The 26494-nt window shown below is 65.3% G+C and carries 20 protein-coding genes and 1 tRNA gene; 13 read left to right on the top strand and 8 right to left on the bottom strand.

The features are described 5' to 3' along the window. Positions 1-28: 28 nt before the first annotated feature. The 6 genes from NIE111_RS17305 (at position 29) to NIE111_RS17280 (ending at position 4792) form a co-directional block, all read left to right on the top strand. Positions 29-835: a class I SAM-dependent methyltransferase gene (locus NIE111_RS17305; RefSeq protein ID WP_238685371.1), complete on the top strand. Its 807-nt coding sequence runs from the start codon at positions 29-31 to the stop codon at positions 833-835. A gap of 214 nt (positions 836-1049) precedes the next feature. After that, positions 1050-1577 carry a DUF6244 family protein gene (locus NIE111_RS17300; protein WP_238685370.1) on the top strand — a complete coding sequence of 176 codons (528 nt, stop codon included), beginning with the start codon at positions 1050-1052 and terminating at the stop codon, positions 1575-1577. 194 nt (positions 1578-1771) lie between these two features. Further along, a complete protein-coding gene (locus tag NIE111_RS17295; protein ID WP_238685369.1) occupies positions 1772-2170 on the top strand; it encodes a CdiA C-terminal domain-containing protein in 399 nt (132 codons plus the stop codon). Positions 2171-2185: 15 nt separating this feature from the next. Next, positions 2186-2635: a SitI3 family protein gene (locus NIE111_RS17290; protein ID WP_238685368.1), complete on the top strand. Its 450-nt coding sequence runs from the start codon at positions 2186-2188 to the stop codon at positions 2633-2635. 143 nt (positions 2636-2778) lie between these two features. Further along, positions 2779-4038, top strand: coding sequence for an NUDIX domain-containing protein (locus tag NIE111_RS17285; RefSeq protein WP_238685367.1), 1260 nt, complete (start codon positions 2779-2781; stop codon positions 4036-4038). 10 nt (positions 4039-4048) lie between these two features. Then, entirely contained in the window at positions 4049-4792 is a 744-nt protein-coding gene (locus NIE111_RS17280; RefSeq protein ID WP_238685366.1) for a protein kinase family protein, read from the top strand. A 27-nt stretch (positions 4793-4819) separates the two neighbouring features. Here NIE111_RS17280 and NIE111_RS17275 read toward each other — a convergent pair whose 3' ends face one another. Continuing rightward, positions 4820-5008, bottom strand: a complete 189-nt coding sequence (locus tag NIE111_RS17275) for a hypothetical protein (RefSeq protein WP_238685365.1) — start codon at positions 5006-5008, stop codon at positions 4820-4822. A 603-nt stretch (positions 5009-5611) separates the two neighbouring features. Continuing rightward, positions 5612-5761: a hypothetical protein gene (locus tag NIE111_RS17270; RefSeq protein ID WP_238685364.1), complete on the bottom strand. Its 150-nt coding sequence runs from the start codon at positions 5759-5761 to the stop codon at positions 5612-5614. Positions 5762-6034: 273 nt separating this feature from the next. On the opposite strand from NIE111_RS17270, the gene NIE111_RS17265 reads away from it, so the two are divergent. Further along, positions 6035-8083, top strand: a complete 2049-nt coding sequence (locus NIE111_RS17265) for a WD40 repeat domain-containing protein (RefSeq protein WP_238685363.1) — start codon at positions 6035-6037, stop codon at positions 8081-8083. A gap of 375 nt (positions 8084-8458) precedes the next feature. Here the strand turns inward: NIE111_RS17265 and NIE111_RS17260 are convergent, their stop codons facing one another. The 5 genes from NIE111_RS17260 to NIE111_RS17240 form a co-directional block, all read right to left on the bottom strand. Continuing rightward, on the bottom strand, positions 8459-11341 hold the full coding sequence (locus NIE111_RS17260; protein ID WP_238685362.1) for a pPIWI_RE module domain-containing protein: 2883 nt from the start codon (positions 11339-11341) through the stop codon (positions 8459-8461). Between the two features lie 35 nt (positions 11342-11376). Beyond that, positions 11377-14892 (bottom strand): pPIWI_RE_Z domain-containing protein, encoded by a 3516-nt coding sequence (locus NIE111_RS17255; protein ID WP_238685361.1) that lies wholly within the window; start codon positions 14890-14892, stop codon positions 11377-11379. Further along, entirely contained in the window at positions 14885-16042 is a 1158-nt protein-coding gene (locus NIE111_RS17250; RefSeq protein ID WP_238685360.1) for a pPIWI_RE_Y domain-containing protein, read from the bottom strand. The genes NIE111_RS17255 and NIE111_RS17250 overlap by 8 nt, the downstream gene beginning before the upstream one ends. Further along, the gene (locus NIE111_RS17245; RefSeq protein WP_238685359.1) at positions 16014-17552 is read right to left on the bottom strand and encodes a PD-(D/E)XK nuclease family protein; all 1539 of its coding nucleotides are present in this window, start codon (positions 17550-17552) and stop codon (positions 16014-16016) included. The genes NIE111_RS17250 and NIE111_RS17245 overlap by 29 nt, the downstream gene beginning before the upstream one ends. Positions 17553-18766: 1214 nt before the next feature. Further along, positions 18767-18837: transfer RNA gene (locus NIE111_RS17240), tRNA-Ala, on the bottom strand. A gap of 231 nt (positions 18838-19068) precedes the next feature. On the opposite strand from NIE111_RS17240, the gene NIE111_RS17235 reads away from it, so the two are divergent. The 3 genes from NIE111_RS17235 to NIE111_RS17230 all read left to right on the top strand — a co-directional run bounded on the left by NIE111_RS17235 (position 19069) and on the right by NIE111_RS17230 (position 21471). After that, on the top strand, positions 19069-19446 hold the full coding sequence (locus NIE111_RS17235) for a hypothetical protein (RefSeq protein WP_238685358.1): 378 nt from the start codon (positions 19069-19071) through the stop codon (positions 19444-19446). Positions 19447-19753: 307 nt separating this feature from the next. Continuing rightward, positions 19754-20521, top strand: a complete 768-nt coding sequence (locus NIE111_RS32440) for a DUF4760 domain-containing protein (protein WP_372488349.1) — start codon at positions 19754-19756, stop codon at positions 20519-20521. A 362-nt stretch (positions 20522-20883) separates the two neighbouring features. Then, positions 20884-21471, top strand: coding sequence for a nucleoside monophosphate kinase (locus NIE111_RS17230; RefSeq protein WP_238685357.1), 588 nt, complete (start codon positions 20884-20886; stop codon positions 21469-21471). Positions 21472-21800: 329 nt separating this feature from the next. Here NIE111_RS17230 and NIE111_RS17225 read toward each other — a convergent pair whose 3' ends face one another. Next, complete coding sequence (locus tag NIE111_RS17225; protein ID WP_238685356.1) at positions 21801-22526, bottom strand: DUF4839 domain-containing protein; 726 nt, start codon at positions 22524-22526, stop codon at positions 21801-21803. A gap of 186 nt (positions 22527-22712) precedes the next feature. Here NIE111_RS17225 and NIE111_RS17220 point away from each other — a divergent pair, with 186 nt between their 5' ends. From NIE111_RS17220 to NIE111_RS17210, 3 genes are all read left to right on the top strand, one after another. Next, complete coding sequence (locus tag NIE111_RS17220) at positions 22713-23615, top strand: SdrD B-like domain-containing protein (protein ID WP_238685355.1); 903 nt, start codon at positions 22713-22715, stop codon at positions 23613-23615. 180 nt (positions 23616-23795) lie between these two features. After that, positions 23796-24566: an IclR family transcriptional regulator gene (locus NIE111_RS17215; protein WP_238685354.1), complete on the top strand. Its 771-nt coding sequence runs from the start codon at positions 23796-23798 to the stop codon at positions 24564-24566. A gap of 454 nt (positions 24567-25020) precedes the next feature. Further along, positions 25021-26451, top strand: a complete 1431-nt coding sequence (locus NIE111_RS17210; RefSeq protein WP_238685353.1) for an extracellular solute-binding protein — start codon at positions 25021-25023, stop codon at positions 26449-26451. Positions 26452-26494 lie beyond the last annotated feature (43 nt).

Below are 26494 nucleotides of genomic sequence, written 5' to 3'. Positions count from 1 at the left end.
TGCGCGGACCGACAAGGAGAACGTGCCCATGCCGAAGCAGCCCAACCGACTGTTCATCTCCACTGCCCCGTACTACGCCAAATATCGGCCCGGCTACGACCCCGCGATGTACGAGCATCTTCGCCTACGCTTTAGCCTCGACGGTACTCAACGCGTCTTGGACCTGGGGACCGGCACGGGGACGATCGCGCTGCCGCTCGCGGCGCTTGTCGGTGAAGTCATTGCCGTCGACCCAGAAGCCGGCATGCTGGAAGAGGGCCGTGCACTCGCCGGAGCAAAGCGCATTGGCAACGTCACCTGGCTGCTCGGCGGCTCCACGACCCTACCGGCGATGAACATCGGCCCAGTCATGCTCACCGTCATGGGTGCGTCGTTTCACTGGACCGACCGGCACCAGACCCTGCGCGACCTCGAGAAGATCATCGAGCCCGCCGGTGCGGTCGTCCTCGCCTCCGGTGGCGCACCGGGTGACATCGAACCGGCCCCTTGGACCGATGTCATCGCCGACGTACGAACCCGCTACCTCGGTCCCGGCCGGCGTGCCGGTAGCGGTATTTACGAGCACCCCACAGAACGCCACCAGGATGTCCTCGCCCAGTCAACGTTCCGGCATCTCGAGATCCACACCTGGGATCGCATCGTTACGCGGACCCTCGACGAAGTCGTTGGGCTGCAGTTCTCCTACTCCTACAGCAGCCCAGCGCAACTAGGACCAGACAAGGCGGCTTTCGAAGCTGACCTTCGAGATGCCCTCATCAAGTACAGCCCAACCGGCTTGTTTGATGAACTCGTCCGCACCGAGGTCATCATCGGCACCAGGACCCAGACCAAGTAGTCCGAGGCTACGGAGCGAGGGTCGACCGTCTGTGGCGCGAGAGCCTTGAAACGAGGTCAACTTTCACCGCCAGCTATGTCGAGGTTCCATCGCCGATCCACGTCATGCTCGGGACCCCAGGTCTTCGACTGCCGATACCTGGTGGGCCTCCCGGATACCCCGGTAGTTTCGGCTGCCGGGCACCATCACAGTCTTCGATTGGGGAGTCGGCTACGTGTCGCACATCGAGAAGGTCACCGTTGAACTCCGGGCCCTGGCGGCAGGCGTCGAGCGCGCGCATGGGTTGGCAGCCGCGGCCGACAGCCAGGCACAGGAGGTGGCCCTGCGAGCCGCGGGCGCTGGCTTCGCCGCGGTGGCGGTGGGCGTAACGCGAGTGCGCAGTGCGATCACCGATATTCAGGGCGGCCTGGGCAGCCTCGGCGGTTCGATCGGTGAGGCAACGAAGGCAACCGCGGCCGTTCCACACGAAGCAACTCCACAAGAAACGATCTCCGGGCTGACACCCGTCCACGCGGCGGTAGACAGCACCCGAGACGCGACGGCAGCAACGATCGCTCAGGTTGCTGAAGCGCAGCGGCTCGTCACCATGATCCTTCAGGGCGGGCAGCCCGGGCCCCTGCTACAGGCGCTGGAAAGCATCAAGCAGGTCCTGGTATTGGTAGTCCAGCGCACCAGCACCACTCGGCAACTCATCGAAGCCGCGATCACCGAAGCACGGCAGATCGGGTCCTCGGGAAACTGATCGGGGCTGGCAGTCCCAGACCGGCCAGCCCGCCCCCTCTTGCCACCACCAATCCGAACCCGCCGCCTCCCGCCTCCGGCGGCGACGCCTCCGGTGACCGCAACCCCACGCCGTGGAGCCGGCACCCGACCGGCGTCCTCGGCGGATCACCCACCGGGCCCCGAACCAAAATCCCGCCACGGGCGGATCACAGGGTGCAGCGTGCGTTGGAGTTGGAGAACGAGTGTGCCGACACGGTCGCTGGCAAGGGTTACCGCTTGCACCAGAACCCGACCAGGCAGGAGATCGCCGAGGCGCGGCGGAACACGGGCGACGGCGGGAAGCCGGACAAGGACCCGGACTACCTGATCGAAGGCCATGTCTTCGACTGCTACTCACCGACCCCCGCGAAAGCCGCGCGCGGCGTCTGGACGGAAGTGTCGGGAAAGGTGGCGAGCCAGCAGACCCAACGGATCATGCTCAACCTGCAGGACTGGCGTGGCGACCTCGGCACCCTGCAGAAGCAGTTCGACGACTGGCCCATCCACCACCTTAAAGAACTCACAGCGCTGACCCGCAGCGGTGAGATCATTCAGATCGTCCGACGAGACTGAGAAGGCAGGCAGCACGTGGGTATCGAGTATCGACTGACGCTGGCGGGTGACATCCCGCTGGAACATGTGGCCGAAATCGTGGCTCCTGGGAACGTCGAGGAGTCAACTCTGCCCGGATACCCCCGACTACTCGGCGCTGACCTCGGTGACGAGTCCGGCTACACCATCAGCGTCTATGCCGGCAGAAACGGTTACTACGACGCCGAGGACGACGACGGCTCCCAATGGGAATGGGAACCCGACACGTACGTCAACATCGTCTTCCACATGCTCAAGGACGACACGTCCGGCAGTGCGGTCCCCGACATGGTCGCGGCCGTCGACCGGCTGCTCGCCAGCAGGCCGGAGGACGCGGCACTGACACTGAACGGTAACTGGCTGCTACTGACCCGAGTCGCAGGAGTCCTTCGAAGGCACCGACCGTCGTGGTGGAACACCTATGGCCTCGACCATCGTCCCGCCTGAGTAGAAGCCCGCGAGTTGGGATGCCCGCCCCAGGGCGTAGTGGGATGCCAGGCACCAAGGAACGTTCCTGCCCCGCAGGACCGTTCAGCTCGTCCCCGCGACGCGCTTGAATCCATCCAGGCAGCCCCCGGAGGAACCCGGCCATGATTCGTCGATACGCCTCCGCCGGCGCCGTCGTCACGACGAACGATCTGGGCGCTCCTTCGATCCTGCTTCTGGATCAGGTCCGGGGGAACGGCGAACGACAGACCGTAGCCCCGAAGGGTCGCCTCGAGCCGAGCGAGGCACCCCTGCAGGCAGCAGTGCGGGAAGTAGCCGAGGAGACCGGCCTGACCGGTACGCACTACGGCGCGTACCTCGGACAGGAGAAGTACGTCTTCACCGACAACGACGGCTCGCCTGCGGCAAAAACCGTCGACTGGTTCCTCTTCGCCACCGCGACCACCGCCGCAACGCCTGCCAGAGACGAGGGCTTCGTCCAAGCTCGTTGGCTTGACGCTCCCGCCGCCCGACGAGCGGCCACTCACATTGAGTTCCAGCGGATCCTGGACCGCGCCCTCGCCATCATCGCCTGGCGTTCGGCAGGGCCACTCCCATTCAGTCGCAGCCTCAGCCAACTCATTACTGAGGTGGCAACGGAGGCTCAGGCCGCCATCGCCGGGCATCCTGAAGCGGGCGTAGGACTATGCGGATCGGCCGCCCGCGGCGACTTCATCGACGGCTGGAGCGACGTAAACTTTGTCGCCTGGAATCTCCCGGCGACCTCACGAACAGCAACCAAGATCAACGAGATCGTGGCGGAAGCCTCCAAGCTTCACGGCATACGAGCCTCGCTGCATCTCACCGGCGAACACGCTGGCAACGTCCGCAGCCTCGGTGCTCTGCACGACATGACGATGCGGATGGTGCTGGACCGCGTCGGCCTCGACACCGCCGTGATCGCAGGCGCGGGCCCGACCCACACCACAACTCCAGCAGCAACCAATCTTGCTGAGGACATCGCTGCGCTTCACCACATCGCCGTGAGCGGCCTCAGCGCCAGACACGACAGCAGTACCCAGCGCGAGGACGCCACCCGCCACGTTCTGTCCGTGCTCTCATGCGCAGCTCGGCTTCTAATCGTTCAGCGGCAGCCGAAGGCACCCCTGCGGCTCCCCGAGGTGGCGGAAGCTCTCCGTCACTGGCCGGACAAGCAGCTCACGAATCTGCTGTGCGACTACGACGCATTCCGCCGGACCGTGACGCTCACCGTCAACCAGGCGGAACAACTCGCCGCACGTGTACCGGCAGCACTCATAGAAGCCGCCGGCAACCACCGCGAACCCGCCTGGCCCGCGGAGCGGACGGGCATCCGCCGGCGGACCGGCACAAGCGAAGGACCTGACGGCCACGTGGAGGGGTAGGTTCGCCACCATGTCCGACCTGCCGCTCGCGTCCGCGTTCACGGTCTTCAGCGAGCAAGACTCGGGATGCCTGTCCTACGGCGTCGAGAATGCCGGGCGCCGCTGGTTCGTCAAGAAGGCCACCACCGCGCCGGCCCGCCTCTCACTGATCCGGGCCACCCGATTCCACGCCGCGGTCCAGCACCCAGCGATCGTCCGCCCCGAGCAGATCCTCAACAGCCCTGACGGGCCAGTGCTGGTCTACCCGTGGCACGACGGGTCAGTACTCAACCACGCCACCACGCACGGCTCGGACCGAGCCGCACTTACCCGGTTACAACAGCTACCCCTCTCCGACGTCGAGGCGGCAATCACCACGATCCTCGACGCGCACGAGGCCGTCGCGGCGGCTGGCCACGTCGCGGTCGACCTGTACGACGGCTGTTTCCTCTACGACTTCGACGCTCGACAGATGTGGCTGATCGACCTGGACGAGTATCGGCCCGGCCCCTTCGTCCTCGACGCCGAGCGCCTGCCCGGATCCCGCCGCTACATGGCCCCGGAAGAGTTCGTCCGCGGTGCCGTCATCGACCACCGGACCACCGTGTACACCCTCGGCCGCATCATCTGGCACCTGCTCGACTCCCCCCACGGCTGGCGAGGCACCCCGTCCCAGGCTCGGCTTGCGACCCACGCCACCCGCGCGGCACCCGGAGATCGACACCCCGAGGTAGCGCGCCTGGTCACCGCGCGGCGAGCCACCCTCGCGGACTGAGAAACGCTTCTGCCCGCCGACGCCCCGTTAGTTGCCTGTCCTCGTACGCACCGAGGTTTGGCTTTGCGGTGAGCATCGCCCGGCCGCCCGGGCCCCGACCCGGAATTCGACCTTCACCCGCCCACCGGTGAGCACGAAGTTCGCGGCCTGCCAGCCGAGCGACAGGCCGGCGAGCACCAAGCCGCAGATGGCGACGACAAGCGATGCGTACTGCATGGGTGCAGACCGTAGCCGGTCGTCTGCGCGCCAGCGTCCCGGCCGAGCTGGCGCCCTACGCCGTTTGCACCCGGCCGCCGCCACGGTGACCCCGAGATAAGCTCGGTGCGGCCCACCCATGGCCGAAGGGATACACGTGAACGAAATGCCGGTTCCGGGGCAGCAGTGCCCGGAGGACGGATGCAAGCAGATCGTCACCGACGTCTCCGGACCAGAGCTCCAGTCGGTGAAGCCTCGTTACGGTGGGCCGGTCCACCTCTACCGTGACGTTGACGAGCTGGTTTACACGGCCGAGCCGTGCAAGCACCAGAACCGCCAGCGGATCGGCTAATTCGGGCTTATCGGGCTGGCGCTTCGAGGGTAACAACGGCCCGCCAGGATCGATCCTGGCGGGCCGTTCGGTACCCCGAGGCTTAGAACACTCCCCGCCCTGGCTGCCGATTCGGCACACCTCTCGGCGGGCGCCGGATGCCACCGCTTGTGCTTCACTGTGTTGTCGACCATCGCCCCGCACTCGGTCGGCGTGGGCATACACGGCAACTTCACCGGTGGAGCGCTCAAGGCCGTCGGTGGATCGCTGACGACCTTGAGCGCTCGGCGGGATCAGGCGTCTTTGCCACTATGTTTCGCGTTGCGCCTGCGGCTACGACGGCGAGCAACCATGGTTGCCGCCGCCAGCCCGGCCATGATCAGCGCTGTCGGCAGGTTCTCGACGATGCCGTCCAGCGCCGCGCCGGAAAGCTCTTTGATCATCGGCGTGTCCTCCTTCTACCCTTCCGGACCTGACGAAAATTCTCGCGCCCGGATCAGGCCAACAGACACGGTGCGTTACGGGAGGCGACAACATGGACTGTCCCGGATGGAACTGGTGCGTTCGGCCACCGGTGGGTTACGGCCCGGGGCGCCCCGGTACATTCCGGTACACCGAAAGCCTGAGGAAGCGTTCAATTCGACCACCACATCGAAGGTCACTACGCTTGATCGCGCCTGCCACCCGGCGGGTGAGCCTTGACCTTCAGGGGTGGCATGGCGGAGCTGAGTCGCGCTCCTGGCGTGACCGGAGGATTGAAGCAGCTCAACCATGAGCTGCACCGCCTCCATGCCCGCGCCGGATGGCCATCGGTCCGCGACATGGCACGTGCCTGCGGCTACGGTCCGAACGTCGTCAAGAACGTCTTCTCGCTGCCTCAGATCCCCAACTTGCCGCGGCTGCTCAAGATCGTCGAGTTCCTTGCCAAGCTCGACCGGATGGCCGATCCGGACGCGCAGTGCGACCGTTTTGACCGACTGTGGGAAGCTGCCATGGCCGAGCGGGTGCCAGATCCCTTCCCGCCGCCGAACACTGACAGTGATGACGACGACGGCTTCGGGCCTCCTCCGGCTGCTGCCCGGCCCAGTCCGCCCGGCCCAGTCGGGCCAGCTGGCGGAGGAGTGAGCACACCTCCCACCGCTGGCGAGCCGACAGCACCATCCTCCAACGACGGTGCCGTGCACGACTCTGTTCCGGACGCGCCTCGAGACGAGTGGCGAGCGCTCTTTGTCGGCGTCGACAGCTACCTGACGACCGGCGCAACGCCAGTCGTCCATCGCGACTTGACACCAGCTAGGCAGCTCGCCGAAATCTTCCAAGATTCCGGTGGCGGACCTTCATCGGCAACCAACGAGCTTCTGTTGAATCCCACTCGGGCGCGCCTTTGGTCATCGTTCGTCGAGGCGGCGTCCCAGACGCGGGAAACACTGGTCATTTACTACACCGGTCACGGAATACGCGATGCCCGAACGTCCGAGGTGTACCTGACCGCCGCTGACACCACCACCACCGCTGACGGGTTCACGGTCGACGCCATCAGCGTGCGAGATTTCCGGTACCTACTGGCATTAAGTCCAGTTAAGCAACTTGTCTTGATCGTCGACGTGTGCTTCGACAACAGTTCGGAACGACGGACGATTGTGCTGCCGACTCGACCATTCCCGGAGGAGCCCTACAACGTCCGCTCGGATTCTTCGCAACGCAGGACTTTTGTCTTGGCGAACAGTGCCGAAGCGGGCCCGAATCTCTCCGCGTTCTCGTCGGGGCTGGTGCAGGTTTTGGCGGCAACTGGCAGCGGCAAGACGATGGCATTCCTCCATGCCCAGCTGGCGGCACGAGCCGAGGCGCAGCATTGGCACGCGCTACGAAGGGCTCACCTCAACGACGGCGACCAGATTCGACTGGACGGTCTGCTGCGCGACCGAGGACCGGCCCGGCATTCAGTCTGGCATGTCGATGACCGGCTGAAGTTGACCCATACGGCTGCTCCACCGGTTGCTGCATCGGTTAACGATCTAGCTGTAGTCGATCGAACTGGCCAGGGGATTTTTGTAGCCAGCGAAGGTGCTTACCGAACCATCCGTTTGTGGAACCAGCGCGACGATAGCTCCACGTCTGACTCAGGCGCCGCCGCGGGAGTGCCGACCCGCCGTGTAGAAGCCCTAACGCTGGCTGCAGTCGCCGACGGTCGCATTGTGATGCTCACAACCGGCAGCGATGGCACACTCGAATGGTGGAGATGGGGTCCGGGCAACCGGATTGCCGCGATGCCGCCAGCCAACACCTCGCCGGTTACAGCGATTGCCGCAGCCGTGCTACCTGACAGACGCGCCGTCCTTTGCGCGATCAGCGACAGTAAGACCATTCTTAGCTGGGCCCTGCATGAAGGAGCGAGCCAGCATCCAGGCCGACTGCAGTTAGACGACCACGTTAGCTCGATGGCGGTAGTGTTCACGCCAGAGAAGCGAGCATCGGTAATCATCGGCCACTCAATGGGCCGGCTCGTCGTGCGAGACCTTGAAAGCGGTCAGTTGTTGGCGGTCATGGACACCGGGCAGCGAGGAGTGGTCAAGGCGGTCGCCGCTGGCTCGACACCTGACGGTCGAACCATCGTGGCGACGGCTGATGAGGCCGGCACCGTTCAATTCTGGGATCTAGCGAGTCATGCCGCGATCGGCGATCCGATCCGGCATGCCAGCAACAAGGTGATCCTTACCGGGATATCGGATGCTGACGGCGTGCGATTCACCGTCGACACGCGGTAGGCGAGTAGGTCGGGCGGCGCAGCCCACTTGGGCTTCGCCGCGAACGGAAAGAACGCTACCGTCCATGCGGCCAGAGCCACACCCGACCGCGCCAAGGTGAGGATTTGCCGACCAGACCGACGATGCTCCTCGCCCACAGCCCACTCCTCAACGCGGCGACATGGGGATGCCCTGCGGCCTGGCACACGGATAAGGCATCAGTCTGGGTGGCACCGGGAAGCGTTACTATCGGCACGTGCGGTAGCCAGAAACAGCGCCCCACTCGACAATTTCGCTAGTTATAGTTCACGCACGCAGCCGTCACTGCCTGGGCCGGTCTGGGCACCTCGTGCGGAGTGAGGTGCCCAGGCGTTTGTCCGTTTGTTCTGGATGGTTTCAGGACTCGAAGTCGAAGGCTAGTTGAATATCGCCTTCGGGTTCGGGTTGATCGTCGATGTTGTCGCCGTCGTCTTCAAGGGTGTCGTCGGCGGGTAGGGCGTATTGGTTGGCGAGTCGCGCGACGTGCATGATCAAGGGCCTGCTGAGAGCCGCCCGGTAGTCGTCGAAGCAGTGGCGTTGCTGGTGCAGAAACCCGGCCCAGCTTGCAGGGTCTTCACCCTCCGGGTGAGCGGCGACCACGAACTCGAGTAGTTCGGCGTTCCAGGCGCTCTTAGACGGGTCGAGATAGTTTCTCGGGTCCTCTGCCTTCCCGCCGTCGGGAGAACGGCCCTCTGAGATATCGGGAGCATCAGCCTGCGCGAGGGTCGCCTTGTAATGGGGCGTAAGTTTGGCCAAGTCAATGACAATGGAGCTGTGGGTAGCCGGTTTGTCGACCGTACTGTAATAGACGCGCGCCTGCCCGGCATTTCCGGTTCCGTCCTCGTGCCGCCACAGCCCGTCGGAAATGCCGACGCTGTCACCCTCGAAAGCCCACGATTCGGGGGTTTCAAGGCGATCGTTGCCGCAGATCCGTACCAGCCTCATCTTCTTGCCGAACAGGCTAATTTTCTGGGGTCGCAACTCGCCGAGCTGCAGGTGGCCGGGAAGCATATGAGCGTTCTGTACCGTGGAGAGCCGATACCGGATGTTATGGGCTTCGGTCACGATGAGGGTCTGCGTGTTCCGGAACCGGGTTAGGGTGCTTCGGATGAAGGCGGCGAGCCGGTCCTTCTGTTCGTCTTCCTTGGCGGGACTGGCGTGGTAGTTCGTGCCGGCCAGGGTCTTGAGCAGGGTCGGGTAGGGCACCCAGTCGACCATACCTTCGGCTTTGCCCATGATGTGCTTTTGGCCGGGCCGGATCAGGATCGCGATAGGGACGAAGATCTGATGAGTGTTGGTGTCGTCGTTGCGCCTTTTGACCACCCAGAATGCGAGCTGCTCGAGGTCGTCGGGGATGGCGCTCTTGAGGCGATGTTGCGGGACGAAGCGGATGCCGAGCTGACGTAGGCAGTCGTCCCAGGCGGCTTCGGCTCGGTGCTGGTTGCTGGCCTCTTCCTTGTCGAGGTCCTTGCCAGGGAACTCGTCGGGACGGATGAATTGGCTGACCATGTCGGCGTCGGCGCAACCCATGCGGATCGCAAATTTCGGGTCGGTGGTGCGGGCGTTAAACGCTTTCGCACCGTCGAGCTCGATGAGGGCGAGTTGCGGGGTGTCACCGACTTCTTCGGCCAGATCTTTCATGGCGGAAGCGACCAGCTTTCGGCGTGTGGCGACGGCTTCGTCGTGCTTCCGGCCGCGCCGGGGAACGGAGCCCTCGCCGAGCGCTGCGCCGAGCCCGCCGAGGCGACGGGCGTAGATCGTGACGGTGAGGGCGCTGGCGTCCCACGTCCAGGTATCGTTGCTGGCGGGTTGTTGATGGGGCAAATCGAGCAGTCGTTCGACGGTGGCAAGCAGGCGGTCACGCATCCCCTTGCCGTCGCCCTGGTAGAGCAAGACGACGGAGAGCCGGCCGTCCACCGCGGCGGACAGCTGCTGGCGCCGGATGAGCGCATTCGCCTTCGAGATTTCGTCGTTCGCGGCGTGGGCGGCTTCCTGCCTTTCGACGAGTTGGGCGCGCTCGGCGTCAGTCTGGTCCTTCTTCTCCTTCGGGACACTTTCGAGCTTGGTGAGGCTCCGGCTTGCCTTGCCGCCGATGGGTACACGGGTCAGAGGATGGTCGAGATCGAAGTCGGGCTGCAGGCACTGACCGATCCAGCGAATGAGACGGCTGCGTTCGGCTGGCATGATGCCGGTGCCGACCTGGTGGTCGGGGCCGCGCATGGTGGTGTGGTAGGTGACGGCGGCAGTGACGCCGTCCCGGCCAAAGAGCCAGGCGTCCGACTTGCCGGCGAGCTGCTCGGCCGCCGGAAGGCCGTCTAGGGCGCCGATCCGGTTGAGGATCTGTTCGGTGCCGCCGTTGCGCCAGCCCATCTCCCGGGTGTCGCGGTCCCAGAGCAGGTGAGCGACCGCGAACTTCTGTGAGATCGGTGCGTTAGTGACGAACGGGCTGGTCGACTGCAGGAGGGTGGAGGCTCCCCAGCGACCCTTGGTGTTCAGCTCGCCGCTGGTCCAACGTCGGATGCCGGTATCGACGTGCAGCCGCATGGTGGGGTCGAACGCCTTTGTACGCAGCGCGATCTTGATCGTGGCGCTGTAATACCAGGTACGGATGTTGCTGCCCCTGCCGGTGTGGTGTTCCAGCGGTGGCCAGGAGACAAGCTCGGCGTAGCCGTTGGCGGGGTTGGCCGCGACCTGCCGGAATCGTACTGATTTGCTCCCGTGCTGGTACGACTGGCTGGCGATTTTGGCTGCCGCGTAGTCCGGCAGCAGGCTGTAGAGGTGCGGGTGCGGAACGGCGGTGTTGCCTTCTGAGGTTTCGTGGGCGAGTAGGTCGACGGTCTTCGGCGTCCATTGCAGGGTGCCGGAGTCGAGTTTCGTGATTGTTGGCATCACGAGCGCCTTGCCCTCGTCGGTGGTGGGCAGGTCATAAAGCCAGGCGTTGATGAAGGTTCGCATGATCGCCGGCGGGAACGGCTTTGCTGCGAACAGCCAAGGGTTGCCTTCATCGAGGGTTGCCCAGGTAGCGGTAGAGACCAGATCGGGGGCGGCGGTGCGCATCAGTGCGTTGAGGCGCCCAATCGGTACCTGCTGGGCGCGAGCGCGAGAATCCTCGCGCCAACCGGCGGTGCGCAGGTCAAGGATGGGACGGCGCCAGGAGGCGGGGAAGGTAAGTGTGTGCAGCCGGACTTCGAGTTTGCGGTTTGCCACGAATGCTGCGGTCTGAGTGTGGTCGTAGCGCATCGAGGGCCTCTCTGAACAGGTCCGTGCGGGAAAGATCAGTTCATGTCGCGCAGCGCGCGGTAGAGCGGGTCGTAGAGGGCTTCGACCAGCGATCGGTCGATCGCCGGTTGTGCCGACTCGGGGTCGAAGTAGGGCGCGAGTTCGTGCAGCATGCTGGCGAGCAGGCTGGTCGCTGGGGTGTCGTCGCCGCTGAAGCCGGCCTCGCGCGGGGAGAAGGCACCGTCCACGAAGTAGACGCGGGCGGCGACACCTCCGCGCACGAGTCGTCCGATGACCTGCCATATGACCACGAGCTGATCCCATGTGAAGGCCGATTTTTCGTCGGGAGGCAGGCTGGTCCAGGACAGGCGGCGGGTAAGGAAGCGGTGCCATTTGCGGGCGGCTTCGGCCCGGAAACGAAGGCCGGCGTCGTCGGGGCTGCCAGCCGCTAGAGCGGTCTGGGTGAAGCGACGGCCGGGGCCGCGGACTTGGCGAACCGCCCAGTCGTTGATCGCCTGTGTGGCCAGGGTGATGTCGTCAGGGCGGTGGTGCGGGCGGGCGAGGAAGTACACGCTGCCGATCGCGGCTTTGCCGCCGGGAATCACAATGTTGTGACCTCGTTCGACGGCCAACAGCGGCGCGATCAGCAGCTGCCCGCCAATGTCGGGGAACTTGGTCAGCTCGCCGCGGCGAAGGTGCAGTTGCCGGGTGTCGGCGGGAAGGTTGCTCCAGGAGTGGTCGAGGTCGGTGTCGTCGGAAACCAGGACCGTGACGTTGCCGGTCCATTCCGGCAGGTTGTTGAGGTAGTGCCCGGCACGTTGTGCTTCGGCGTAGCTGCCGACCAGCAGCAGGATCCTGCGGCGTTGTGGGTCGTCGATGTCGTCCAGTTCCTGCTGCAGCAGCGAGGTCGCGCCGGTCAGGCTGCGGTCAGGTACGGCCAGTTGGTGCAGCATCTGCTCGAGCTGGGCGGGACGCTGCCGGGGGTCGGTGCCGGACAGCCTCAGGGCGGTGGTGATGCCGGGTGGGTAGAGGAAGAGCTTGCGGAAGGTGCTCTTCTTAATGGCGGCGACCTCGTGTTCGTGGGGCCGCAGCACGGCGTCGACCTGGGCGTGTAGGTGGTAGCGGCTGGAGGTGCCGGCCCAGCTGGTGGCCGACATCAGCAGCACGTGCGGGCCGGGCCGGTTGTCCACGGCTGGGATGTCGGCGAGCTCCAGCAGCAGCTCGCGACCGACGCCGTTGCAGCGGAAGAACCGCAGCTCGCCGCTTTGATCGCCGTCCTCGTTGCGGTCGCCGGCCTGGAACTGGAAGCCGAGCACATTACCCATGGGGGATTCGGGGACCACTGGCATGTAGTCCTTTGGCGGCCGGCGCGAGAGCACGTTGGAGGTGGAGTCCAGGTTGAGCGCGGCTTCGACGCGAGGCCACAGAATGGTCATGCGGTCAAGACGATCGTGCAGGACCGCCAGGACGAGGGTGAATTCGAAGCGGTGCAGGTTGGCGTCAAGGTCACCGGCGACGGAGGCGTTGTTCGGGACCAGCTGGCGCAGCAATTTTTTGAGCCGCTCACGGCTGAACTCGCGGACGAATACCCCGCGGGGGGCGTGCAGCAACTCGGTCGCCATCGCGACGAGCGCGTTGACCAGGTCCGTGGTCGCATCCTCGGGACCACGCCCGCGCAACGGGGTCAGCGGCGAGTCGCGGAAACTGCCGAGTACGGCGTCGACACGCTGGAGCCCGGCCCGCTGGGGCGCAAGTTTGTCCTCGTTGGGGGCCTCGGCATTCTCGTCATCGTTGCGGTTGCGCCTGCGCAGCTCGGGAAACCACTCATTGATCAGCCACTGGTGCAAGGTCATCGCGCTGAAGTAGTCCTGCGTGATCCACCGCCGCAGCGGTTCGTCGTTGATCAGCATGGAGTAGATCCGGTCGGTGGCCGTGATGACCGTATTGAGCGCGCTGTTCCAATCGTCGGTCTCGTCACTAGACAACTGCAGCCGACCCTGCGCGGCCAGCTCGGTGAGCTTGTGCTTGCCGATCTCGTCGAGCCACGACTCCGCCCCACGGGCCACCAGCGTTGCCGCCGGCGCGAAAGCGGTGTCGAGCTGCATCTGTACCCGGTCGGCCTCGTCGACGATTATCAGGTCGCTGCGGCGGCAGGCCAGCTCCAGGTAGCGCATGTTCTCGTCGTTGAGATGGTCGGGCACACGGCTGTGCACCAGCGATGCTGGCGTGGCGACCCAGATCTGTGCGTCGACCAGGTCGCGCGCTGCACTGTGCCGCGGGCACGCTGTCCACAACGGGCATCCATGACGTTTCGGCCTGGCTGGCTTACGGCGACGCCGGAACCCAGCAATGGCGGCATCGGGATCGTCGTGCTCGATCTCGGCTTTTTCGACATCGTCAGCGCTGTACAAGCCGGTGCACGGCGCGGCGGTGATCGCCAGCGCCCGGCGCGCTTCGAACCCCCGTAAGGCGTCGAGCGGGCACGCGCTCGACAGGTGCGCGAAACCGGGGTTGTCATGATTCAGCATGGTTTGTGTGGCAGACTCGCTGCGCCGATGCAACCGCTGAATGTTGCGTTCGAGGGTGGACTTTCCCAGGATCGGCGCGGCGTGCACACCGAGGCGCCGGAACTGTTCGGTGATGGTCAGCACTTCGGCGACGTCACCGACGACGATCGTGGTCCGGCGTCGGTCGGCCGGTTGCTCGCGGGTGGCGAGTTGGAAGGCGAGAATGTCGCGAATCGTGGACTTGCCGGCGCCAACCATGCCGACGAGGTTCATTAGCCTGTCGATGCGCAGCTGGGGATGGGGCTGGAACGCTCCGGCAGCTTCGTCGCGCAGCAGCAACTCGACCCGCCGTAGACGCTTCTTCCAATCGTTGGATTTGCCCGGCGTGCGGTCCTCCGCCAGATCCGCGGCGTTGGCGGCGACCTCTAGGGCGTCCATGGCACCGGCGGCGGCTTCCAGTTCGGTCATGGTGACAGTGATCGGCTCGCCTTTGCCTGCCGGCACCGCACGCGTGTCATGCCCGATCCAGGGCTTGAGGCCGATCAGGTCGGCGGGGATGTTCACGGAGTGGCGCTGGTCGCGGACGTAGAACAACTGGTGTCCGGCGCCGGCGATGGGCAGCTCGCGCCGCTCCAGAGGGGGCGGCTGGGTCAGTAACCGTTCGTAGACCTCCCTGCGGTCATGCGCGCGCGTGGGCTCGAGCGCCTCGGGTAGATCGTCGATGGTCGCGAACGTGTAGCCGCGCAGCGTGATGCCGACGTCGAGGTACATGTGCAGCGAGTTGTGCCAGGTGTAGCGGCGGCTGCGGTCCCACAGGAAATGCCGGGCCCGCCGGATCATTAGCCGTGCATCGCTGGTTCGTACGTCGCCGAACGCCTCTTCATATGGGTAGCCGCTAAGCAACGTCCAGACGTCGCGCACCGGCCGGGTCGGCATGACCCGCGTGCCGAGATAGATTGCCAGCTCGACGTCGAGCAGGTCGCCGACACCGAACCCAGCAGGTGCCTTCCACGCGCCACGGAATTCGCTGGCGAGTTCGCCGTGCCAGCTACTGCGATCACGCATCGTCCCCTCCCGCACATCCGTTCTTGCCCAGCCGGGTCAAGGTGGTTGTCAACATGCGGAGAAACGCCTTGTCGCTGAGCAGGGTCACCTGCTCCTTGACCTCCGGCGGGCAAAAATGCTCGAAGACGATCTTGTAGTCTTCGCGGTCGTCGAACCGGTACTGCGGCACCACCAGGAAGGCACGGTTGTACGGCGGCTCCGGCCGGAACCGGGTGGCGCTGTGCCCGAGCAGAGCCGGGTTGGCTCGGTCTTTCACGTCGATGGCCCAGACCTGCCGGTTCGGCAGCGTGATCCTCAGGTCGTAGGCGTCGCAGCCCGGCCACATCTCCGGGACGAGGCCCTTGCCGATGAGCTTCTGTTCCAGCTCGACCTCGGCCAGCCCGGGGCCGGTGATGAACATGCGCAGCGGCGCTCGCAGTAAATACAGCCCGCCGGTCGAGCGATCGTCGATGAACTCTTTCGGAGTGGCGTGGGCTTCTCGGCGGCAGCGGTCCAGCTCGCACCGCCAGGACCGCCCATCGGGTTTGAGCAGGCAATGGCAGCGTGCGCACGTAGCGAAACGTCCGTCGGTGCTTCGGTAGGCGGCCGGGGCCGGCTCGTAGCACCGGTTCACCGTCTCCAAAACGATGCCCAGCTCGGGATGCTCACCGATCAGCGTCGCCTTGTCGATACCGGTCAGGACCGGCTTGTCGATCAAGAGGTACCGGAACGCGCTGTAGGATTGCGGCGATCGTGCCGCCTCGCACTGTGCGAAGACCGTACGGATGATCTCGTTCTCGAAGAGCTCGGCTGCGGCATCGGGGCCCGAGACCTCCCACTCGTAGCATCGCTGGGTGGGGACCCCGGTCTGCGCGTCGACCAAGAATTCGTCCAGGTTCTCGGCTTCCACTGGCAGGTCAAACGGCCATTGTCCGATCGGCCTGGTCGCCGCCCAGTGCGCCATGTCTGCGACGCTGGCCGGCGGCTCCATCTCGCGCAGCAGGCACTGCAGGACCAGATGGTTGTAGGCCTTCTGCACCTTGTCCGAGTAGATCGGGTCCGGGGACCTGTCGTGACGCGACAGCTTGACCAGGGCGGTCGCGACCATGCGCAGCAGCGTCACCCCAGTGAAGGTGGTCAGATCAGGCGGGCTGTTCTTGGTCAGCACCACGAGCGGTCTCCTGACAGGACGGCGGCGAGTCCGTTTCCGCCGCGCTGGGACACCACCTACTTACCGGACAGGTACGACAGTTGTCTCCCGGCGCTGCGGCGAAGGTGTTGTCCTCGCGCCACGGCTGCGCCATCTTTCGCAGGGCTGAGTACGCCTCGTCGAGCTGCTGCGGATCTGACGGGTCGACCATGATGAGATCCGCTCCGGTCGGCCGGAGGATCTCCAGTTCGACCCGGGTACCGTCGACGGGTCCGCCCAGCAGTCCTCGCCCGAGGATGGCCGTTGCGAGCGCGACCTGCGGGAACTCTGTGACCACGTCACCGCCACCGCGCTGGCGGCGTCGGGTGGTCTTGGTCTCGCGCCACACCCAGGCGCCGTCGTCGCGGTAGACGAGGTCGGGCTTGGCGATCACCAACGTCTGGGCAGCGGTGTCATGAAAGACGAAGGTCTCTTCGATCCTCAGGTCTGAGGTGTCTTCCTGAACAGGACACACGGACGGATGATGCGCGAGCATCCGCATGCCGACCTCGGCTGCATCAGCGTCGAGCTCCCAACGCAGGTCAGGCCAGCTGATATCAGCTGGCATGTCCGCATGCTGGCACGGCCCGCTTGCTTTCGCGTGCAGCGTCTCCAGATAGCGATGGACTGCCTGACCGATCCGGGCCGGAGTGGCGTACTCGTTGACCTTTGGCAGATGCAACGTCTGCAGGTGGTGCTGGGCCGGGCATTTGTCGTAATAGCGTAGGTCGCTGATCGACACCTGGCGTAGCTTCGCTCGCCGGTACGACCGCAGCCCCAGTAGTCCCGGCGCTCGCGTCACCTCGTCGCAGGCCAGCACGAGGCGGCATTTGAGACAATCGCCGCCGGGGCGGCGCGTCTGGCCATGGAGGACCTGAATCGCTGCTCGACGTCCATGCTTCTCGTACAGAGCGGCGGCATCCTCGATGGCTCCGTCGAACAGGACCCTTCTCAAGCCTTCGGTGAGGTCGATGTCGGCGACCACTACGCGAGACACCTCTTCGCGTGCCCGGACAAAAAACTTCTTCTCCCAGTCAACCGGCCACGTCGCGGGACGGCCGTACGCGGCTGTGTAGGCCGCGACCGCCACCTCGGCCTCGCTGCGCTGTCGCTCTAGCATGTTCGCGAGACGAATTAGCCTTAGTTCACGCACCGTGCCGTCGGCCGACCGGTAGCGCCGACCCCAAGCCCATAGCTCGCGTACACCTTCATCGACATGCTGGACCACCCACCAGCGGGCGACCGGCAGCATCGATGGTTCCGCCTCACAGATCGACAGGTAACTGCGTGCGGCATGCGTGATGAAGGCTGCGAGACCGTCGTGAAGCGGCTGCTTCGCCAGCACCGAGTTCAGCGCCTCGTCAACCGGTCGGCGGTCGAACTCCACAGCGTCCAATACATCCATGACCAGCCGCACCGGCACCGGCGGCTTGTCTCGACGCGGCCAGGCGGCGGGCTTAAGTCCTGGTCTCGACTTCACCGCAAGGTGCATCGCGCACCTATGGTCTCCCCCGGCCATGACGCTCAATGCCACACGGATGGGCGACGCGCTGCCGACGAGTTCAGGCGGCGCGGTCCAGGCTCCTACAGGCGGCGCGTCCTCGGGTGCTCTCTGACCAGGAACGAGAGGAAGGGTGCCGCGTTGTTCCGGGGGTAACGGCTTCCTGTCTTGCATCGCACTCCCATGACGAGGGTGTCCGCACAGTTCAGAACCTTGGAGCTTGACCGCAAAGCGTGATTCGTTGATAACGGCGCGTTGGAACGCTAGCAGGCCGGGTCAACCGACCAGCAATACTGACTTGTCGCGTCCACATCAGCACGATCGATGTACTTAACCCGACAGATCCGCACGCCGCAGGATCGACTCGGCGAAGCAGCACTTGTCACGCAACGTCAGTGGCTTAGACCGCCGCTAGCCCATACGGCCAGTTGCCGGTCGTAGACCGAGCCGGGCCCGGTATGCACTTGTAGCCACACCTACCTCTGCGATCCGACCGGAGTACCAACAGCAGTAGCTGGCCCGAGTGCCGAGTTGCGGATCTCGCCGTGAGGCAGATGCCCGGCTATCCGGCCCACAAGATGGGTCACCAACACCGGGATTGCACCAGGACCGTGGGTGCTCTCCGGGTGCTCGGACGCACCGGTGCCGCACGGATGCGCGGTGGGATCGCGGGATTCGCGTACCCGCCGGACGCCCACCACGACACATCGCCACGCGCGCACGACGTGGACCAGCGCAAACGGGCCCGGACGGCGCACCTGGAATCCGGACGGTCGAGCACCGCAAGACTTTGGATCCACTTCGTCATGGTCTGCGCACTTTTAATCCATAGGTTCAGGGTTCGAGTCCCTGGCGGCCCACCACAGACCCCTTCTGAGCTGCAAGAACCCTGACGAAAGATCATCCGGCACAACCAGGGCACAACTCAGATCGGATCTTGGCCAGCGAAAGATTCACGCTGCTTGCCGTCCTAGCGAAGGCCTGTGACTGGGCGGACGAGCGGGGGCTGGTCCTGCACTCGCCGGATGCCATGCCGGAGGCGGTCCCGCGTTTGCTTGCGGCCGGGTTCGTGCCGGACGGTGACGTGTACCGACGACATCCTCGTCGGGCACCAGCGACATGGCCTTAGCATTCAGCCGACTCTAAACTTGCGGCAGGATCATGAACAACAGAAGGACCGGACCCGTTTCCGGACCCGGTCCTCGTGGGCTGAACGGGAATCGAACCCGCAACATCCCCCTTGCGAAAGGGGCGCTCTGTCCGTTGAGCTACCAGCAGCGTAAGAGTACGCGTGCGTAGGCCCCGATAGCTAGGGCCGACAAGACCCGGAACATACGCGGAACGATCAAGCGCACAGGGCTGGGGACCGTCGGGCGTATGTCGTGTAGGACACTCCATGCCCCAGCAGGCGCTACACCCTTCTTAAACCGTCTGCCGTCTGCCCCGGGTTTCAGCGGTTCGTCGACTGCGTCTACCAACATCGATGGGCTCGGTCTAGGGTCGGCGCATGACCGAGTCGAAGAAGCCGCTGTGGCCCCATGCGAGCGTCTTTGTGCTCGTCGATGAGCAGGGCAAGGTAGTCGTTTCGTTTGACCGGTCGCCTGACTCTCAGAAGGAGAGCTTAGAGCTTCCGCATCAGGCCGACCGACTAGTCGCGTTGCACACCGCCGTAATGAAGGCTGCGCGAGCCCTCACGGGCGCCACGAGCGACGAGGAAGCCGTGCCGAGGCTCCTGGAGTATGCAAAGGAAGAAAGAGGGGAAGCGCCTCCAGCCTCCAACTGCCGTCCCAACGCCGCCGTCAGGCTCCTGGCGGGCGAGTCCTCAGAGGAACCGCGGGCGCGAGTATCCGGTGGGGTCGGACAGCAGTCGTCAGGAAATCCCTAGCGGGCTCCCTGATAGCAAGCGCAGGCGGCATTGAGACCGTAGCCAGCTAACGACGGTTGTGGGCGGAACGGCTCTCGACAGCAACGCCGCCGGACAGCAGCACGCTGACGAGCGCTGGCATGGACGATGGTCCGAGCGTGCGGCCGTTCCCGGACGCGTGCAGACGCGACGCACAGAGCTTGTAAGCGAGGCATCGGCTGCCGAGCAGCCAACCTGGCGGGCAGACAAGCGATCGCGCAGCCGGCTGGCATGGCCCTGCGAGACTGACGGGAGGCGTTGGACGTTTCAGGAATGATCGGCGGATTGGATGGGCCAAGTGGGCGAAACCAGCCTTGCCAATGCGGCTTCTCTTCTGTTCTCACTGTTGGCACTGGCCCTATCAGCCGTATTTGCACTCAGGCAATCCAAGATCATGAGAGACAGTAACTTGGTGCCTGTCCTGACCGATCTCTTCAAGGAATTCAGAGACCCTTCCTTCAAAGAGCACATGAGTTACATCCAGTTCAGCCTATGGGGTGAGTGCCCTCCCTCAGAGACCGGGATGACCGGCTTAACTCCGGAGGCCAGGTCTCACGTCGCCCCTGTAATGGGACTCTTTACCACGGTCGGCCTCCTGGTTGCTCACGGGGTAATCGATGAATTAATTCCGGCTAGTTCTATGGGTGGGTCTGTCCTTCGTTCTTGGGCACGCTTGTCCCCATACATCTACGAGGAACGAGAAAGGCGCAACGACCCGCACTATGGCGTCTTCTTCGAAAATCTTGCATATCGAGCCCTGCGAAATCCTCCTGCCAGGCTTAAGCGGCGTATGCGGCTCAAGCGCATGCCAAGGCAGTGGTTTTTTGCTGGATGGGAAGGGCTCCCGCCGGAGGAGGTTGCGGCTCTCTTCGCACCACCGCCTGTTGGGGCCAGCCAGCCGCCAACTGCGAAGCCAGACGCAGCGCCCCCAAGTCAGCGAACGCCGGGATACCTGAGCGACGTTGGTGGCCCCCAGGACGCCGAGGGCAGCACCGACGAGAGTGACACCCGTCGAGCCAACCACGCCGACCAGGACCCCCGGCGGGGTCACGGTTGACGCGAGGGCATAGGCGGTGAACGATGGCCAGCAAGATCGTCGGGCACATGAGGGGCAAAGGTGACGCCGACAAGCGCCGTCAACCGGTGCAAGGCGACGAGAGAGCTCACCCAGCGCAGGAAGCCGGTCCGTCCGTTCTGAAGTGATCCGCAGACCGCTGGAAGGGTTCAGGGTTCGAGTCCCTGGCGGCCCACTCCGTTCCAGCTCAGCGGCCCTTTGCAGGGCTGCTGTCTTTGTCAGCACGACTCGTACAACAGCGAAGTACAGCAGTAGCGCTCTACCGGTCCAGTGCTCTGCCGAGCCGCTTGAGCGCGTTGCGGGTGGCTAGCTTGGCGCTTCGGCGTCATCCACATGGAGTACACATGCCCAACGTGGTCCTCATCGCCGGGCCGGTAGTCGACCTGGCTTCCGCTGCGTGGGCTCTGGCAGACGCCATCGGCCTACAGGTTGTCAGCGCAGGTAACGTCTTCCGCGGTCACGTGCAGCAGCAGACTTCGCTGGGCAAAGAGGCGAGCCGGTATATGCAGGCCGGACATCTTGTCCCGGATGAGCTGATGGTCAAAGCCATCGCTGACGCCCTAACCAACGCCGACGGTGGCTGGGTGCTGTACAACTTCCCTCGCAACATCCGCCAAGCTGAGTTGCAGACGCAGAGCGGCCATGTCCCCGACGCAGTGATCGAAGTTGTCCTTACGGAGGACCAACTCCGCCTCGCCGCGCAGCGCTGGGTGGAACGTCAGATAGACCTGGACTCTCAGCAAGCCGAGCGACGCCAGGAACTCTTGCTGATGTACTCGCATTCACAGGAGACCTACCGAGAGCAGGTCGAGCCGTTGCGCGCCTATTACCGGGCCCATTGCCTGTGGCAAACCGTCAGTGGCTTCGGCCACTTCGAGGACGTAGCAGCCAGGCTGATCCCAATCGCCTCTGCCAGTAAACGCCACTCCTGACGGGCCGCACGCGCCGCCGTTTGGGCGCGCGTCCGTCGCCCCGACTCCGGCCACGCAACACGCCCGACGGCTGGCGCGGAAGCGGTCAGCCCATGGGGCCGGCAGCCGGCCGGGCCGCGCGGTCACGAGCCCGCGCGGCATAGTGCAGCACACCGGCTGCGTCGGCGAGCTGGTGGCGGGTAGGGGGTTGCGGTTACTTCGCCTCCGGCGGGGCGCTCGGGCTCCAGGATGGTCGGGGGTCCGTCGGCGGGTCACGGCCCGGCCGTGACGTGTCCGCCTAGGTGATCACCGGGCAAGCCGGTCGGTGATGACGCCGCCGCCCATCTTGACTACCGGACTTCCGTCGAGACCGGGTCGAGGAAGAAGAGGCACTGGGCGGGTTTGAACTCGCCTACCTCGGCGACGAAGCGGAACTTGTCGCCTTCGCCGACGGTGGCGGGGATCTGCTTGCCGGTCAGTTTCAGGTCGAGGATGTTGACGTCCTCGTACTTGAAGGCCGGGCCGACTGCCGTGTTCGGGCCTTTGTCGCCTGGGCCCAGAAGGAAGTCGTAGCGGGTGTCGTAGTCACCGTGGGGCACCATGTTCACGATCGAGCCGTTGAACGCGACCGTCTTGCCCTCGTGCCTGGTCGCGAAGGCCAGGTTCGCGTCGTCGCAACTGTCCGCCTTCAGCAGCGCGGCGAACTCCGGATTGTTCTGCGGCGTGATCACCTCAGTGGCAGCCGACTCGACAGCGGTCGGAGCCGGCGTAGCAGACGGTTTCTCGCTCACAGCAGCCGTCGACTTGTCTGACTCGTCCTTCTTTTCGTCTCCGCCGCTGAGTGCCGAGGCGGCGCCGATGACGACGGCCAGGATCACGAGGACGGCGGCCGCCGCGCCGATCAGGAGCCACGGCTGCGGCTTCTTTGGCCGACGGAAGTTGACGGTGGAGCGAAGCGTGCCTGGTGCTTGTTGCACGAGCTCCCAGCCATCCTTCTGCATCTTCGAGATGACCCAGCCGTCGGTGCCGCGAACTGGCCGTACGGTCTTGTACTCGTACTTGATCTCGTCGGCCATCCGGCTCCGCGCCCCCTAAATGGACTGCTCACACCAACTGCCTGGCGCAGCATAGGGGACAGGCACAGCTGACACCGGCTCTGTGTAACGCCGGGCTGATCGACGACGCCGGATGAGTGGAGATCTTGATCTCCAGTCCGGCCTTCACCGTCCTGGGAGGGCCGTCACCCGCGACGTGAGGAACCTATGCGCCCTCGTTCCCTTTCCCGCTCGATCCGACGTACCTTTTCCACCTCGCTGGCCACCCTCGCCCTCGTCGGGGGCACGGCGGCACTCGCTCCGGCCGACGCGGCGGCGGCCGGGCGACTCCAGCCCGATCTGGTCGTCGATCTGATGATGACCGACGTGCTGAATCCGGCGGAGGGCGAGACCTTCTCCGGCGAGATCGACATCCGGAACTACGGCACCGGAGCGTCGGACCCGATCAGCGTCACTGTCGCGGTGCCCGCCGGGCTCAGGACCACGACCCCGTCGGTCGTTGACCCTGCCTGGACCTGCACGGCAGTGAGCACGACGAGCTACACGTGCTCGTATCCGCAATTGGCGGCCGGTGGTCGGGCGAGCCGGCTGTTCGTGCCGTTCGTCGTGGCCGGCGCGACACCGGGCAGCAGGGTGCCCATCACCACGAGCATCACCCCGCAACGCCGCGAGGCGAACACCGACAACAACACCGCATCCGTCACGGTGGCGATCTCGGGCACGTGCGTCATCCGCGGCAGTGTGTGGCACGACCTTGACCGGGGTGGGCAGCGCGAGGCGGATGAGCCTGCCATCGCCGGTGGCCCGGACGGCGTGTTGAAGGTGAGTCTGTCGAGTCCGCAGCGACAGGCGATTGGCGGTGGCTCGGCCACCGTCAACCCGGACGGAACCTGGTCGATCACCGCCCGCACCGAGCTGCTGTACGAGGTCCGGCTGGAGGCAGCCGCCACGTACGGCCGGACTGTCGCAGACGTGGGTGACGACGCCACGGACTCGGACATCGTGAGGTCGTACCAGTTCGAGCCGACCCTGCTCGTCGCCAGCGCCGAATTCCAGGCCGTGCATGGCGCAGAGTACGTGGTCGACGCCGGCCTGGTCAGCCAGAGCTGAGCCCCTCGCCGCCCGCCCGAGATGTTTCGGGCGGGCGGTGATCCGGACAGACAGCAGCGGCTCCGCCGGTGGGGGTGGTGATGACACCTGGCGCCGGAGGCTGACGTAGATATCCTCTTCAGGTGCTGGCCCGTGTGGAGATCGTTGACATGGGTCCGGCGCTGCGAAGGGACTATCGACATGCCCCGTGTGGTACCGGCGGTCAACCGTGCGCTCGACGTCCTCGAACTGTTCCTGGACTGCCCCCAGTTGTCGGCCCGTCAGGTGATGGAGCGGCTCGGCCTGCCCCGCACCACGGTCCATGAACTGCTCGTCACGCTTGAGGCTCGCTCGTACCTGATCTCCGTACCGGGGCAGCCGGTGCAGTATCGGCTCGGCATGCCGCTGTTCCAGCTCGGTGCGGCGTTCGCCGGCCGACTTGATCTGGTCCGCGAGGCGCAGTGTGTGGCGCGGGACGTGGCTGCCGCGTGCGACGAGGCGGTCCATGTGGCGGTGCTCGACGGCGCCGATGTCATCTACCTGGTGAAGTTCGACAGCACGCACCCCGTCCGGATGGTCTCCGCTGTCGGGCGGCGGCTGCCGGCGCACTGCACGGCTGTCGGCAAGGTTCTGCTGTCGGGCCTCGATCGGGCGGGCCTGGACGCCGTCCTGATGAAGAACGCCCTGCCGGGCATGACGCCGGACAGCATCACCGACCCGGCCCGGCTCCGCGAGCATCTTGATCGGGTCCGGGCGGAGAACGTCGCTGTGGACATCGGCGAGTCCGACACCGCCATGCGCTGCGTGGCTGCGGCGATCCGGGACCATTCCGGCACCACCATCGCCGCGATGAGCCTGTCCGCGCCGATCATCCGCTGGACGCCGGAGGCGCACGTGGAGTGGACCGGGCTGGTTCGCGAGGGCGCGGCGGCGCTGTCGGCTCGCATGGGTTACCGGGCCCAGCCTCGATAGCTGGCCGCCTCCCGTTTTCGGTTCGAAACCCCATCGAAACATTGACATTCTTCTTGACGCTGCTCTAGCGTCGCGACCACTCGATACGGTATCTCGAACTCAGTTCGAAATCTCGAACGGTGGTGGTCTCGTGGCCCGACCGAACTGCAACGTCAGCGCAGCTTTCTCGGCCCGGTCGCCGATCGCCTCAACCTCGTCGCGCTTCCCGGCGCGCGGCACGCGGAATCTCTCGCGCGGCGCGCTGGGCGGCCAAGACGACGCGTGCGTCAGCGGACAACCGACGGTGGGCGGCGGCAAAGGCAGGCCCGTCGCTACCCCGTCGACCGCAACAACGGGTACGCGAGCGCACTGATCGATGCGGGCGACGCGTGCGTGGTCGCCGTCATAGGGACACCTGGAGCACAGGCACGCCTTCGGCGTGCAATCACGCGGGAAACAGAGGAGGCGAACGTCCATGGAGGACAACTCGGGGTGGTCCCGGCGCGGCTTTCTGGGAATGGGAGTGGGGGTACTCGGCGCGGCCGGTCTGGCCGCGTGTGGGGACGGCTCCGAATCACCCACCAGGGTGCAGCCGGAGGTTCCGCAGGAGCTGATCGACGCCGCGGCGGCGATGAAGGGCTCCTCGATGGGCATGCTGTCGCAGAAGCTGTACTCGACGGCGGCGAACGAAGCCCTCGACAGCTCGATCAAGAAGTTCGCCGACAGCACCGGAACGAAGATCGAGAACAGTCTGGTCCAGGCCGACGCCGGTGACGTGGTGGCCAAGATCGACGCCGAGGTCAAGGGCGGGGTGGCCCGTGACCTGGCGTTCATGACCGACTCGCGGTTCGTCGCGCAGTTCCAGGCGCTGGGCGACCTGGAGGACGTGACTGACGTCGTCAAGGCGCTGACCGCCAAGTACGGCGAGCCCTGCGCCGAGGCCAAGAACTTCTGCGTCTTCGACGGCAAGTGGTTCGCCATCCCGTACCACTTCATCGGGATCGGGTCGTTCCTGCGCAAGGACTGGATGCAGGACAAGGGCATCTCTCCCAAGGACATCTACAGCTGGGAGGAACTGCGGGACCTGTGCCTGGAGATCTCCGATCCGACCAAGCGCCGGTTCGGCTGGGGCATGACGGTGAACCGGTCCGGTGACGGCAACGGAATGATCGAGGCGCTGATCAACGCCTACGGCGGGTCGATCGCCGCCAACGACGGCCGGAAGGTCACCTTCAACTCACCCGAGACGGTGCAGGCGGTGACCTTCCTCGGTGACATCTACACCAACCCCAAGTACAAGCCGATGTTGCCGCCGGGGATCGCGAGCTGGACCGACACCAGCAACAACGAGAACTGGCTCGCCGGGATCCTCGGCTACACCCGCAACCAGTTCAGCGTCTACGCGGACTCCAGGACCAAGAAGAACCCGGTGCACGCGAACACCCACGTGTTCTCCGACTGCATCGGGCCGGCGACCGACAATCCGCTGCTGCTCGGCCAGTCGCAGGGCTTCGTCGTCTTCAAGGGCGCCAAGAACCCGGCGCTCGCCAAGCTCCTGGCGCAGTACCTGGTCAGCGCGCCCGCGCTGCTCGGGGTGGCGAAGGAGGCACCCGGCCTGGTGATGCCCGCCTGGGAGAAGGTCTGGGACGCCGACCCGTTCTTCACCAGCGGCGACCCCGCGTTCCCCATGCTGCGCAAGATCACTGAACTGAAGCTGCCGCTGAACACGAAGAACGGCCTGGCCTTCCCGCAGAAGGCCAGCGCGGGCCAGCAGGCGGTGGGGTCTGCCTACGTCCTCACCGACATGATGCAGCAGGTCGTGCAGGGCACGGCGCCCGCGCAGGCCGTGACGGCCGCCCACGCCAAGATGGTGCAGATCTTCAACCAGCAGGGGCTGCGGCAGTGAGGTCGGTCCGTCCTGCGCGGGTCCCGACGGCGAGGAAATCCCC

It is taken from the genome of Micromonospora hortensis, from assembly GCF_022230935.1.
Taxonomy (GTDB): Bacteria; Actinomycetota; Actinomycetes; order Mycobacteriales; family Micromonosporaceae; genus Micromonospora; species Micromonospora hortensis.
Note: the sequence above shows the minus strand (reverse complement) of the source record. Positions and strands in the feature narration are given on the sequence as shown.

Coding starts and splice junctions, on each gene's coding strand:
- NIE111_RS17305 (WP_238685371.1), top strand. CDS start 29: ATGCCGAAGCAGCCCAACCGACTGTTCATCTCCACTGCCCCGTACTAC.
- NIE111_RS17285 (WP_238685367.1), top strand. CDS start 2,779: ATGATTCGTCGATACGCCTCCGCCGGCGCCGTCGTCACGACGAACGAT.
- NIE111_RS17280 (WP_238685366.1), top strand. CDS start 4,049: ATGTCCGACCTGCCGCTCGCGTCCGCGTTCACGGTCTTCAGCGAGCAA.
- NIE111_RS17275 (WP_238685365.1), bottom strand. CDS start 5,008: ATGCAGTACGCATCGCTTGTCGTCGCCATCTGCGGCTTGGTGCTCGCC.
- NIE111_RS17270 (WP_238685364.1), bottom strand. CDS start 5,761: ATGATCAAAGAGCTTTCCGGCGCGGCGCTGGACGGCATCGTCGAGAAC.
- NIE111_RS17265 (WP_238685363.1), top strand. CDS start 6,035: ATGGCGGAGCTGAGTCGCGCTCCTGGCGTGACCGGAGGATTGAAGCAG.
- NIE111_RS17260 (WP_238685362.1), bottom strand. CDS start 11,341: ATGCGCTACGACCACACTCAGACCGCAGCATTCGTGGCAAACCGCAAA.
- NIE111_RS17255 (WP_238685361.1), bottom strand. CDS start 14,892: ATGCGTGATCGCAGTAGCTGGCACGGCGAACTCGCCAGCGAATTCCGT.
- NIE111_RS17245 (WP_238685359.1), bottom strand. CDS start 17,552: ATGCACCTTGCGGTGAAGTCGAGACCAGGACTTAAGCCCGCCGCCTGG.
- NIE111_RS17235 (WP_238685358.1), top strand. CDS start 19,069: ATGACCGAGTCGAAGAAGCCGCTGTGGCCCCATGCGAGCGTCTTTGTG.
- NIE111_RS32440 (WP_372488349.1), top strand. CDS start 19,754: ATGGGCCAAGTGGGCGAAACCAGCCTTGCCAATGCGGCTTCTCTTCTG.
- NIE111_RS17230 (WP_238685357.1), top strand. CDS start 20,884: ATGCCCAACGTGGTCCTCATCGCCGGGCCGGTAGTCGACCTGGCTTCC.
- NIE111_RS17225 (WP_238685356.1), bottom strand. CDS start 22,526: ATGGCCGACGAGATCAAGTACGAGTACAAGACCGTACGGCCAGTTCGC.
- NIE111_RS17220 (WP_238685355.1), top strand. CDS start 22,713: ATGCGCCCTCGTTCCCTTTCCCGCTCGATCCGACGTACCTTTTCCACC.
- NIE111_RS17215 (WP_238685354.1), top strand. CDS start 23,796: ATGCCCCGTGTGGTACCGGCGGTCAACCGTGCGCTCGACGTCCTCGAA.
- NIE111_RS17210 (WP_238685353.1), top strand. CDS start 25,021: ATGGAGGACAACTCGGGGTGGTCCCGGCGCGGCTTTCTGGGAATGGGA.